The organism is Planomonospora alba (genome assembly GCF_039534085.1).
Lineage (GTDB): Bacteria > Actinomycetota > Actinomycetes > Streptosporangiales > Streptosporangiaceae > Planomonospora_B > Planomonospora_B alba.
In genome coordinates, this window is the sequence record NZ_BAAAUT010000048.1 from 1 (window position 1) to 12,271 (window position 12,271).

Annotated in this window: 7 protein-coding genes and 1 pseudogene; 1 reads left to right on the forward strand and 7 read right to left on the reverse strand. The window is 75.3% G+C overall.

The window, feature by feature from the left end:
• The 3 genes and pseudogenes from ABD823_RS25425 to gltB form a co-directional block, all read right to left on the reverse strand.
• Positions 1-381 (reverse strand): annotated as a pseudogene (locus ABD823_RS25425) (peptidase S8 and S53 subtilisin kexin sedolisin); the annotation flags it as partial.
• Between the two features lie 124 nt (positions 382-505).
• Positions 506-1,984 carry a glutamate synthase subunit beta gene (locus ABD823_RS25430; protein ID WP_344863760.1) on the reverse strand — a complete coding sequence of 493 codons (1,479 nt, stop codon included), beginning with the start codon at positions 1,982-1,984 and terminating at the stop codon, positions 506-508.
• Between the two features lie 14 nt (positions 1,985-1,998).
• Positions 1,999-6,504, reverse strand: a complete 4,506-nt coding sequence (gene gltB, locus ABD823_RS25435) for a glutamate synthase large subunit (protein ID WP_344863762.1) — start codon at positions 6,502-6,504, stop codon at positions 1,999-2,001.
• Positions 6,505-6,792: 288 nt separating this feature from the next.
• On the opposite strand from gltB, the gene ABD823_RS25440 reads away from it, so the two are divergent.
• Positions 6,793-8,343, forward strand: coding sequence for a bis-aminopropyl spermidine synthase family protein (locus ABD823_RS25440; RefSeq protein ID WP_344863764.1), 1,551 nt, complete (start codon positions 6,793-6,795; stop codon positions 8,341-8,343).
• Here ABD823_RS25440 and ABD823_RS25445 read toward each other — a convergent pair.
• The 4 genes from ABD823_RS25445 to lgt all read right to left on the reverse strand — a co-directional run bounded on the left by ABD823_RS25445 (position 8,312) and on the right by lgt (position 12,238).
• Positions 8,312-8,926 carry a hypothetical protein gene (locus tag ABD823_RS25445; protein ID WP_344863766.1) on the reverse strand — a complete coding sequence of 205 codons (615 nt, stop codon included), beginning with the start codon at positions 8,924-8,926 and terminating at the stop codon, positions 8,312-8,314. The two genes, ABD823_RS25440 and ABD823_RS25445, sit on opposite strands and share 32 nt — an antisense overlap.
• Positions 8,927-9,000: 74 nt before the next feature.
• Positions 9,001-10,341 (reverse strand): hypothetical protein, encoded by a 1,341-nt coding sequence (locus ABD823_RS25450; protein ID WP_344863769.1) that lies wholly within the window; start codon positions 10,339-10,341, stop codon positions 9,001-9,003.
• Positions 10,338-11,057, reverse strand: a complete 720-nt coding sequence (locus ABD823_RS25455) for a VIT1/CCC1 transporter family protein (RefSeq protein ID WP_344863771.1) — start codon at positions 11,055-11,057, stop codon at positions 10,338-10,340. The genes ABD823_RS25450 and ABD823_RS25455 overlap by 4 nt, the downstream gene beginning before the upstream one ends.
• A complete protein-coding gene (lgt, locus tag ABD823_RS25460) occupies positions 11,054-12,238 on the reverse strand; it encodes a prolipoprotein diacylglyceryl transferase (protein ID WP_344863773.1) in 1,185 nt (394 codons plus the stop codon). The genes ABD823_RS25455 and lgt overlap by 4 nt, the downstream gene beginning before the upstream one ends.
• Between the last annotated feature and the right edge of the window lie 33 nt (positions 12,239-12,271).

A 12,271-nucleotide genomic window follows, 5' to 3' on the forward strand; every position in this document is an offset into this window, starting at 1 on the left:
GGCCGTCCCGGCGTCCGCGAGCCCGGCCGCGGCCAGGACGACGCCGGCGGGCCGGACCGCGGCGGCGGGCCCGGCCGTGGCGGTGCCGATCCGGCGGTCGGAGGCGACGCCCGCGACGGCGGGGTCCCCGGCGAGCTCCTCGACGAAGCGGTCACCGGGCCCCGCCGCGACGACGTAGCCCAGCCTGGGCTCGGTGGACAGGGCCGTGCCGCCGGCCCCGGTGATGGCCCGCAGCGCCCGCGCCTGGGCGCCCGGCGTGTGGAAGACCAGGTACTCGCGGGAGCCCGCGCCCCGCTCGGCGGCGGCGGGGCCCGCCGCCGCGAGGGCGCCCGCCAGTGCGGCCGCCGCCGCGGCCGTCCGGAGCCCGCTCCCCCGCCTCATCCACCCTCCATGCCCCGGACGACCTCGGATGAGCATCTTCCAGGCATGCATCCCGCAAAGCAACCCGGCCTCCGGGCCCGCGTACGGCGTGCGGGCCCGGGGGCCGGACGGCCCGGCGGGGGCGTCAGACGAGCGGGCGGGCGGTCGGCGGGATCGCCACCGGGAGCGCGGTCCGGCCGGTGAGGTACCGGTCGACGGCCGAGGCGGCGGAGCGGCCCTCGGCGATCGCCCAGACGATCAGCGACTGGCCGCGGCCCATGTCCCCGGCGACGAACACGCCCTCGACGGCCGACATGTAGCCCTTGTCCCGGGCGACGTTGCCGCGGGCGTCGTAGAAGCCCTCCCCGGCCTCGGCGGCCAGGTCGGTCAGGAGCGGGCCCTTCTCCGGGCCGGTGAAGCCCATCGCCAGGGTGACCAGCTCGGCCGGGATCTCCCGCTCGGTGCCGGGGACCGGCGCGAAGCCGCTCGCCGGGCCCTCCACCTCGACCAGGCGCAGCGCCCGGACGTTGCCGTCGGCGTCGCCGACGAACTCGGTGGTGGAGACGGCGTAGACGCGCTCGCCCCGCTTGTCGGCCAGCTCCTCGTGGGCGCTCTCCATCTTGAACAGGATGGGGAACGTGGGCCACGGCTGGCCCGCCGGGCGGGACGCCGGGGGCCGCGGCATGATCTCCAGCTGGGTCACCGAGGCGGCGCCCTGGCGGATCGCCGTGCCGATGCAGTCGGCGCCGGTGTCGCCGCCGCCGATCACCACGACGTGCTTGCCCGCCGCGGAGATCGGCGAGTCGGCGAGGTCGCCCTCCTGCACCTTGTTGGCCAGGGGCAGGTACTCCATCGCCTGGTGGACGCCGTTCAGCTCGCGCCCGGCGACGGGCAGGTCCCGCCACTGGGTCGCGCCGCCGGCCAGGACGACCGCGTCGAACTCCTCGCGCAGCTGCGCGGCGGTGACGTCCACGCCGACGTTGACGCCGGTGCGGAACTCGGTGCCCTCGGCCCGCATCTGCGCGAGCCGCCGGTCGATGTGCCGCTTCTCCATCTTGAACTCGGGGATGCCGTAGCGGAGCAGGCCGCCGATCCGGTCGGCCCGCTCGAACACCACCACGTCGTGCCCGGCGCGGGTCAGCTGCTGGGCGGCGGCCAGGCCCGCGGGGCCCGAGCCGACGACCGCGACACGCCTGCCGCTGCGGACCGCCGGGGCCTGCGGGGTGACCCAGCCCTCGGCGAAGGCGCGGTCGATGATCTCCACCTCGACGCGCTTGATGGTGACCGGGTCGGAGTTGATGCCGAGCACGCACGCCGCCTCGCACGGGGCCGGGCACAGGCGCCCGGTGAACTCCGGGAAGTTGTTCGTGGCGTGCAGCCGCTCGGCCGCCTCGCGCCAGCCGTCGCGGTAGACCAGGTCGTTCCACTCGGGGATGAGGTTCCCCAGCGGGCAGCCGTTGTGGCAGAACGGGATGCCGCAGTCCATGCAGCGGGACGCCTGCGTGGTCAGCTTGGCCGCCGGGAAGTCCTCGTAGACCTCCCGCCAGTCGCGGATGCGCACGTCCACCGGGCGGCGCGCCGGCAGCTCGCGCCCGTGGTTCAGGAAACCCTTCGGGTCAGCCATCGGTGTTACCCCCCTCATCCCTGGACCGCGGCCGTCATGACCGCCTCGTCGATGTCCCGGCCCTCCAGCCGCGCCGCCTCGGCGGCGCGCAGGACCCGCTTGTAGTCGGTCGGCATGATCTTGCTGAAGCGCGCCGGGTCCCAGTCGGCCAGCAGTTCGGCGGCCTTCACCGAGCCGGTCTCCGCCAGGTGCGACTCGATCATCTTGCGCAGCTCGGCGGAGTCGCCGGAGCTCAGCGGCTCGATCTCCACCATCTCGCGGTTGACCCGCGCGGGGTCGAGGTCGAGCAGGTAGGCGATGCCGCCGGACATGCCGGCCGCGAAGTTGCGCCCCGTCGGGCCGAGCACGGCGACCCGGCCTCCGGTCATGTACTCGCAGCCGTGGTCGCCGACGCCCTCGACGACCGCGGTGGCGCCGGAGTTGCGGACGCAGAACCGCTCGCCCACCACGCCGCGGACGTAGAGCTCGCCGGAGGTCGCGCCGTACAGGGCGACGTTGCCGGCGATGATGTGGCCGTCCAGCGGGGCGCTGTCGTGCGGCCGCACGGTGATGCGGCCGCCGGACAGGCCCTTGCCGAGGTAGTCGTTGGCGTCCCCGGTCAGGCGCAGCGTGATGCCGCGCGGGACGAAGGCGCCGAACGAGTTGCCCGCCGAGCCGGTGAACCGGACGTCGATGGTGTCGTCGGGCAGGCCGGTCCCGCCGTACCGCTTGGTCACCTCGTGGCCGAGCATGGTGCCGACCGTGCGGTTGACGTTGCGGATGGGCAGGTCCAGGGTGACCGGGGCGCCGTCCGCCAGCGCGCCCTCGGCCAGCTGGATGAGGGTGTTGTCCAGGGCGGCGTCCAGGCCGTGGTCCTGCTCGCGCACCTTGCGCACCGCCGTGCCCGCGGGCAGCTGCGGCCGGTGCAGGATCGGGGCGAGGTCCAGGCCCGCGGCCTTCCAGTGGTGCTCGGCGCGGGCGGTGTCGAGCAGCTCGGCGTGGCCGATGGCCTCGTCCAGGGAGCGGAAGCCCAGCTGCGCGAGGTACTCGCGGATCTCCTCGGCGACGAACTCGAAGAAGTTCACCACGAACTCCGGCTTGCCGCTGAAGCGCCGGCGCAGCTCGGGGTTCTGGGTGGCGACGCCGACCGGGCAGGTGTCGAGGTGGCAGACCCGCATCATGACGCAGCCGGAGACGACCAGCGGCGCGGTGGCGAAGCCGTACTCCTCGGCGCCGAGCAGCGCGGCGATCACCACGTCGCGGCCGGTCTTGAGCTGGCCGTCGACCTGGACGGTGATGCGGTCGCGCAGGCCGTTGAGGAGCAGCGTCTGCTGCGTCTCGGCCAGGCCCAGCTCCCAGGGGGCGCCGGCGTGCTTGAGCGAGGTCAGCGGGGAGGCGCCGGTGCCGCCGTCGTGGCCGGAGATGAGCACGACGTCGGCGTGGGCCTTGCTGACGCCCGCCGCGACCGTGCCGACGCCCACCTCGGCCACGAGCTTGACGTGCACGCGGGCGGCCGGGTTGGCGTTCTTCAGGTCGTGGATGAGCTGGGCGAGGTCCTCGATGGAGTAGATGTCGTGGTGCGGCGGCGGCGAGATGAGGCCGACGCCCGGGGTGGAGTGCCGCGTCTTGGCGACCCACGGGTAGACCTTGTGGCCGGGCAGCTGGCCGCCCTCGCCGGGCTTGGCGCCCTGAGCCATCTTGATCTGGATGTCGTCGGCGTTGACCAGGTACTCGCTGGTGACGCCGAACCGGCCGGAGGCCACCTGCTTGATCGCCGAGCGGCGCTCGGGGTCGTGGAGCCGCTCGGGGTCCTCGCCGCCCTCGCCGGTGTTGGACTTGCCGCCCAGCCGGTTCATCGCGATCGCGAGGGTCTCGTGCGCCTCGGCGGAGATCGAGCCGTAGGACATCGCGCCGGTGGAGAAGCGCTTGACGATCTCGCTGACCGGCTCGACCTCCTCGATCGGGACCGGCTCGCGCACGCCCTCCTTGAACCTGAACAGGCCCCGCAGCGTCATCAGCCGCTCCGCCTGGGAGTCCACGAGGTCCGTGTACTCCTTGAAGATCTCGTAGCGGCGGGTGCGGGTGGCGTGCTGCAGCTTGAAGACGGTCTCGGGGCTGAACAGGTGCGGCTCGCCCTCGCGGCGCCACTGGTACTCGCCGCCGACCTCCAGGCGGCGGTGGGCGTTGGCCACCCGGGGGTAGGCTCGGCGGTGCCGCTCGGCGGTCTCGCGCGCCAGCACGTCGAAGCCGACGCCGCCCAGGCGGGAGACGGTCCCGGTGAAGCAGGCGTCGACGACCTCCTGCCCGAGGCCGAGCGCCTCGAAGATCTGCGCGCCGGTGTAGGAGGCGACCGTGGACACGCCCATCTTGGACATGATCTTCAACACGCCCTTGCCGTACGCCTTGATGAGGTTGCGCACGGCCTTGTGCCGGTCGACGTCCAGCACGCCGGCGTCGACCATCTCCTCGACGGTCTCGATGGCGAGGTAGGGGTTGACCGCGCCGGCGCCGTACCCGATGAGCAGCGCCATGTGGTGGCACTCGCGCGCCTCGCCGGTCTCGACGACCAGGCCCACCCGGGTGCGGGTCTTCTCGTTGATGAGGTGGTGGTGGACCGCGCCGGTGAGCATCAGCGACGGGATCGGCGCGAGCGCGGCGGAGGAGCCGCGGTCGGACAGCACGATGATCCGCGCGCCGCCGGCGATGGCGGCGGAGACCTCGGCGCGGATCTCCTCCAGGCGGTGCACCAGCGCCTCGCCGCCGCCGGCGACCTCGTACAGGCCGGAGACGACGTACGGCTGGAAGCCGGGCAGGGCACCCTCGTCGTTGATGTGGACGATCTTCGCGAGCTCGTCGTTGTCGATCACCGGGTACGGCAGGACCAGCTGGCGGCAGGAGGCCGGGCCGGGGTCGAGCAGGTTGCCCTCGGGGCCGATGGTGCTGGCCAGGGAGGTGACGAGCTCCTCCCGGATGGCGTCCAGCGGCGGGTTGGTGACCTGGGCGAACAGCTGGCTGAAGTAGTCGAACAGCAGCCGGGGCTTCTCGCTGAGCACGGCGACGGGCGTGTCGGTGCCCATCGAGCCGATCGGCTCGGCGCCGGTCCTCGCCATCGGCGCCAGGATGACCCGCAGCTCCTCCTCGGTGTAGCCGAAGGTCTGCTGCCGCCTGACGAGCGCCTCGTGGCTCGGGACCTCCCGGGACCGGGCGGGCAGCTCCTCGAAGCGGACCAGCCCGGCGTGGAGCCACTCGGCGTAGGGCCGCTCGGCGGCGAGCTCCGCCTTGATCTCGTCGTCCTCGATGATCTTGCCGCGGGCGGTGTCGACCAGGAACATCCGGCCGGGCTGCAGGCGGCCCTTGCGGATCACCCGCTCGGGGTCGATGTCGAGCACGCCGGCCTCGGAGGCCAGCACGACCAGGCCGTCGTCGGTGACCCAGAACCGGCCCGGGCGCAGGCCGTTGCGGTCGAGGACCGCGCCGACCAGGGTGCCGTCGGAGAAGCTGATCGAGGCGGGGCCGTCCCATGCCTCCATCAGCGAGGCGTGGAACTCGTAGAACGCCCGCCGCGCGGGGTCCATCTCGGTGTGGTTCTCCCACGCCTCGGGGATCATCATCAGCACCGCGTGCGGCAGCGGCCGCCCGGCGAGGTGGAGCAGTTCCAGCGCCTCGTCGAAGGAGGCGGTGTCGGAGCCGTCGGGGTCGCAGATCGGGAAGAGCCGCGACAGGTCGCCGGGGATGTTCGCGGTGGCCAGCATGGCCTCGCGGGCGCGCATCCAGTTGCGGTTGCCCTTGACCGTGTTGATCTCGCCGTTGTGGGCGACGTAGCGGTACGGGTGGGCCAGCGGCCACGACGGGAACGTGTTGGTGGAGAAGCGCGAGTGGACCAGCGCGATCGCGGTCTCGTAGCGCTCGTCGGTCAGGTCGGGGAAGAAGAGCTCGACCTGGCCGGGGGTGAGCATGCCCTTGTAGACGATGGTCCGCGACGACAGCGAGGGGAAGTAGACGTCCGCCTCGTGCTCGGCCCGCTTGCGCAGGCAGAAGGCCAGCCGGTCCAGCTCCAGGCCGGCCTGGCCGCCCGGGGAGGAGACGAACAGCTGGCGGAAGAACGGCATGACGGCGCGGGCGCTCGGGCCCGGCAGGCCCGGGTCCACCGGGACGTCGCGCCAGCCGAGGACGGTCAGGCCCTCCTCGGCGGCGATCTCCTCGATGCGCCGCACGGCGGCGGCGCGGGCCTCGGGGCCGGCCGGCAGGAAGGCCGCGCCGGCGGCGTAGGAACCCGCCGGGGGCAGCTCGAAGCCGGCCACCGCGCGCAGGAACCTGTCGGGGATCTGCGTGAGGATGCCGGCACCGTCACCGGTGTCCGGCTCGCTACCCTGGGCTCCCCGGTGGTCGAGGTTGCACAGCGCCGTCAGGGCCTTGGCGACGATGTCGTGGCTGCGGCGACCGGCCACGTCCGCGACCATGGCGACACCGCAGGCGTCGTGCTCGTGCGCGGGGTGGTACAGGCCCTGGGGCTCGGGAAAGCCGAGGCGGGCAGCAGGCATTGAATCCCTCCCGTCGTCTTCGTCTGCTTCGTTGGAATAAGCAAAGGGACGACGTTGGCCCTGCTGCGTGGTGCGTAAAGGTTACCGTACCCTGCCGGAAACCTCCCTACCCGCCCTCTAACACCGTGTTTTCCTGCGGGTCCGCCGTTTTCGTCAACGGAGAAAACGAGCACTCCATTCCTGCCGTGCCGTCCGCCCGCCCGGCGCCCGCACGAGCCGCCGCCGGCCCCGGCGGTCCGCCCCTCCCGGCGGGACGGGCGCCGCCCGCGGGCCTCTAGGGTGGTGACCATGGAGGCGATCGAGGAGCTGCTCCGGAGCGCGGGCGTGGACGGCAGGCGGTTGCGCACGGCGCTGGCGCTGCTCGCTGACGGCGGCTGGTGGACCCTGGCCGACCTGGTCCGCGAGACCGCCACGTCCCGGCGGGCGGTCGAGGCCCTGCTCCGCGCGGCCGACCTGGAGCGCTCCGGTGACCGGTTCCGGCTCCGCGAGCCGCTCCCCGGACTCGCCGCCGTGCCCGCCGCGCCCGCCGACCCGGTGGCGCACCTGCTCGGCGGGCACGCCGGGCTGCTGGCCCGCATGGAGGAGCTGGTCGCCGCGGCCCCCCGGGGCCGGCAGGCGCTGGACCACGTGGCCGCGACCGCCGAGACCGTGGTGCGGCGCGCGCTGCTGATGGACACCCGGTTCTGGCTGCCCGGGGCCCGGCTGCTGTTCGTCGGCGACCACGACCTGACCTCGCTGGCCACGGCGCTGCTGCGCCCGGACGCGGAGGTCGCCGTGGTGGACCTCGACGAGCGCGTCCTGGCCTACATCGCCGAGCAGGCCGACCGGCTCGGGGTGAGCGTCCGCACCCGCTGGGCCGACCTGCGGCTGGGGCTGCCCGCCTCCGTGCGCGACTGGGCCGACCTGGCCTTCACCGACCCGCCGTACACGCCGGAGGGCATCGGGCTGTTCGCGGCCCGCGCGGTGGAGGGCCTCGGCGACCGCGAGCGCGGCCGCGTCCTGCTGGCGTACGGCGCCGGCGAGCACACCCCGGCGCTGGCGCTGAAGGTGCAGCACGCGCTGGGCGCCCTCAACCTGGTCAGCGAGGCGATCTACCCGGACTTCAACCGCTACCACGGCGCCGAGGCCATCGGCTCGGCCGCCGACCTGTACGTCCTGCGCCCCACGACGAAGACCTGGCCCGCCGTCGCCGCCCGGGTGGACGGCCTCGGCGCCGCCATCTACACCCACGGCCCCCAGTCCGTCGAGTCCCGCCCCGCCGGCGTGGTCCCCGACCCGCTCCCCGCGGACTTCGCCCCCGGTGTGCTGGTGGGCGAGTGGCCGCGCGACGTGCTGCCGAAGACGCCGCGGGCCCGCCTGTCGACCTGGCTCGCCAAGCCGTACGCCGCCGAGGCCGCCGAGGTCGCGATCGCCGTGCCGGCCGGCATGGAGGCCGTGCTCCCCCGGCTCCTGCTCGCCACCCGGGCCCGCCGCGTCCGGGCCTGGACGGCCGCGCCCGCCGACCCTCCCGCCGGGCCGCTGACGGCCGTCTACGAGGTGACCGCGCGGGGCCGCAGCGTCGAGGCGGTACGGCGGCCGCTCCCCGAGGGGCAGCGGGAGCGGGTCCTGCGCGGCATCCTCGACAACGCCCACGGCAAGCTCGCCAACACCTGGCGCGAGGCCCTCATCCGGGCCCGGGGCGACCTGACCAAGCGGCAGGCCAGGGCCCTCGTCGCGCAGGCCGCGCCCTGGGCGGGGGACGCCACCGTGCTGGAGCTGCCCGCCCACCGGCTGGCGGAGCTGCCCGCCGCGGTGGCCGCCTCCCTCGCTACACCAGCCGCCGCTGGATCGCCAGGCTGAGACCGTCGACGGCCAGCTGCGGGTGGGTCAGGTCCACCCGGCCCCCTCCCACGGGGGCGACCCAGCTCACCGTGACGTAGTGGCCCAGCGCCCGCGCCTGCGCCCAGCCGCGGGCGCCGTCGAACGCCTCGGGCAGCCCTGCCGCCGGCCGTACGAAGCCGTCGCGGGACAGGGCGGTGACGAGCCGGTCGGCGGCGGCGGAGTCGGGCAGGTTGAAGATGACGAACTGCCCTGCGGTCCGGCCGTCCGCACTCGTGTATCCGGCCCGCAGCGCCTGGGTGCAGCCGGCCACGGCCGCCTCGGCGCTCCCCCACACGGCCGAGGCGCAGTCGGCCAGCGACTCCGGGCGCGCGCCCGTCAGGACGGCCTGTTCGGAGGAGACCCGGTCCCCGGGGAAGATCTCGGCGGCGGTCAGCGGCTCCGGGTCGAGCGCGCGGGTGGCGATCGGGTCGTAGTGCGCGGTGTTCAGCTCGCTCCTGACGGTCGCCGGCCGCACCCCGTCCGGCTCGCGCAGCAGCCACCAGGACGCCGCTCCCCCGGCGGCGAGCACGGCTGCGGCGGCGACGGCGATCCACTTGCGCATGGTCACCGAGCTTACTGCGGCGCCGGGGCGCGCGGCGGCGGTCCGCACGGACGCCCCGGTGTCCCGCCGGGCGGCTACGGGGCCGGAGCGGCCTCGACGACCCGGCGGAACACGGCCTTCTCCGCACCCCGGACGGCCAGGGACAGGGAGACGAAGTCGTCCTGCGCGCCCGGCTCGGCGCCGTCGGCGCGGGCGAGCCAGACCAGGCCGGCGTAGTGCCCCATGGCGTGGCCGCTGCCCTCGGTGTGCCCGTCCGCCCCGGGGAAGACCGCCTGCGCCGAGTCCAGCGTCCGGACCCAGCCGCCCCGGTGCAGGGAGGCCAGCGACTGCACGAGCCCGTCGGCGGCGGCCTTGTCCCGCAGGTTGAACAGGGTGTACTGGGCGACGTGGCGCCGGTCGGCGCTGACGTAGGAGCCGCGGACGGCCTGGGTGCAGCCGGCCTCGGCGAGCCGCTCGGCCAGCGCCTGCCCCCACACCGCGGCCGCGCAGTCGGCGTCGATCCCGGTGTCCGCCAGCCTCAGCGTGATCCGCCCCTCCTTGAGGGTCTTCTCGGCGAAGACCTCCTTGACGGTCAGCGGCCGGGGGTCGGCGGTGCGCTGCGCGATCGGCTCGAACACCTTCGAGGAGGGCCAGCCGCGGTAGACGGCGGGCCGGGGCTGGGTGCCGACGGCCGAAGAGGCGGCCCGCTCCGGCACGTAGTCGCCGCCGATGGACTGGACCGTCAGCACGAACGCGCCGAGCGCGGCCAGCGCGCCCACCGCGGAGGCGGCGACCACCAGCCGCCGCTGCCGTGCGGCGCTCCATCCCCGCTCCGCCAGCCAGGGGATGCTCGCCTCCTCCTCCGGGCCCGCCGGGGCGTCGGAGCGCCTGCCCGCCCGCGCCTTCCCGGCCTTCCCGGACCTCGGGGTCTTCCCGGCCCGCCCGGCCCCGGCCGTCTCCCGGGCCTCCTCGCCGGGGGTCCCGGACGGACCGGGAGCCTCGGACGGGCCGGGGTCCCGTTTCGCGGAGCGCCGCGCCGCGCGCCTGCCCGCGGAGCGTCCGCCCGGCTCCGGTCCGGCCGGTTCCGGTCCGGCCGGTTCCCGCTCGGTGGCCGGCCCGGTGGCGGGTGGACGCCCGGGGAAGGCGGACCCGGCGGTCCCCGGACCGGGGAAGCCGGGCCCGGCCGCCGGCGCGCCGGTGAAGGCCCGCTCACCGGGGGCCGCGTACCCCGCGTGCTCCGGGGGGGCCGCGGGCTGCCCGGCCGCGAACCACCCGGCCGGGGGCTGCTCGGGGAAGGCGTGCCCGGCGGGCGCGGGTCCGGGGGCGGGGCCCTGCTCCGCGCCGGACGGGCGCTGCTCCGCGGCGGGCCGTTCGGCGGGGGCGCGCCGGGCGGAGGCCCGGCGGCGTTTGCGGCCGCCGGGAGGAGGCGTCGTCACAGCGCGGCTCCTCCCACGAGGCTGCCCAGCCCGTACGTCAGGGCCGCGGCGCCCCCGCCCACGGCGAGCTGGCGCAGCCCGCTGTACCACCAGCTCCGCGCGGTGACCAGGGAGACCAGGACGCCCGCGCCGAACAGGGACGCGCAGGAGAGCAGCGCCGAGGCCGCCAGTCCGGCGATCCCCAGCAGGTACGGCACGAGCGGCAGGGCCGCGCCGACGGTGAAGGAGGCGAACGAGGAGCCCGCGGCGAGCCACGGCGAGGGCAGGTCGCCCGGGACGACGCCCAGCTCGGCCCGGGCGTGCACCTCCAGGGCCGTGCCGGGATCGCGCGAGATCTGCCGGGCGACCTCGGCGGCGAGCTCCGGCTCGACGCCCTGCGCCTCGTACATCCGCGCGAGTTCCTCCTGCTCGGCCCGGGGGTGGCGCTGGAGCTCGCGGCGCTCGACGTCGATCTCGGCGAGGGCGAGTTCCCGCTGGCTGGCCACCGAGACGTACTCGCCGCCGGCCATGGAGAACGCGCCCGCCGCCAGTCCGGCCATCCCGGCCAGGACGATGACGTCGGTGTCGCCGGTGCCTCCGGCGACACCGGCGATGAGGGCGAAGTTCGAGACGAGCCCGTCCATCACGCCGAACACCGACGGCCGGAGCCAGCCTCCGCTGACGTCGCGGTGCTCATGGTGGATCTCGGCGCGCCGGCGCGAGCCGTCCCCGCTCATGACTTCTCTTTCCCCCTGCCGGCGACGGCGCCGTCCGCCGTCCCGGAGGAGGAGCCGCCGTCCGCGGCCGGGCCGTCGCTCCCGGCGTCCCCGGCCTCCTCGGCCGCGTCGGCCTCCCCGGCCGGATGCGCCGGGTCCACCGGCTCCTCCGGGTCCGCGGGATCCGCCGGGTCGCCGGACCGCTCCGCCCGCTCCCCGGCCGCTCCGGCGTCCGCGGCCGTGCTCCCGGCGGCCGTGTCATCGGCCCCGGCGCCCCCGTCCCCTGCGGTCTCACCGGTCCCACCGGTCCCCCGCGCGGGTTCCGCCGGCTCGTCGCCGTCCCCGCCGCCCGCGGTCCCCGGACCGCTCCCGTCCGCGGCGGCCGTGCCCAGCGCCTCCTCGGCGGTCTTGTTCCGGGTCCACCAGAAGTACGCGAGCGCGGCGGCGAACAGGACGATCGAGGTCCACTGGTTGAGCCGCAGGCCCAGGATGTGGTGGGCGGTGTCCACCCGCAGGCCCTCGATCCAGAACCGGCCCAGGGTGTAGCCCGCGACGTAGAGCGCGAACAGCCGGCCGTGGCGGAGCGCGAACCTCCGGCCCGCCCAGACCAGCACGAAGGCCAGGCCGAGGTCCCAGACCGACTCGTACAGGAACGTCGGGTGGTAGGTGTCCTCGTCCGGCACCGTGCCCGGGCGGCCGGGATCGATCTCCAGGCCCCACGGCAGGTCCGTCGGGGAGCCGAACAGCTCCTGGTTGAAGTAGTTGCCCCAGCGGCCGATGGCCTGGGCCACCGCGATGCCGGGGGCGACGGTGTCGGCCACCGCGGACAGGGAGATCCCCCGGCTGCGGCAGCCGAACCACACGCCCAGCGCGCCGAGCGCGATGGCGCCCCAGATGCCCAGCCCGCCCTGCCAGATGAACAGCGCCTCGATCGGCTCGTTGGGCGCGTCCTCGGCGAAGTAGAGCTGCCAGTCGGTGATGACGTGGTACAGGCGCCCGCCGACCAGGCCGAACGGCACGGCCCAGACGGCGAGGTCCACGATCGTGCCCGGCGCGCCGCCGCGGGCGCGCCAGCGGCGCTCGCCGATGACGACGGCGACGATGACGCCGAGCACGATGCACAGTGCGTAGGCCCGGATGGGGACCACGCCGAAGAGGTGCCAGACCCCCTGGGAGGGGCTGGGAATCGAGGCGAGGGGCATGTCAGGTGACGTTACCGTGTCCCGGCTGTCCCG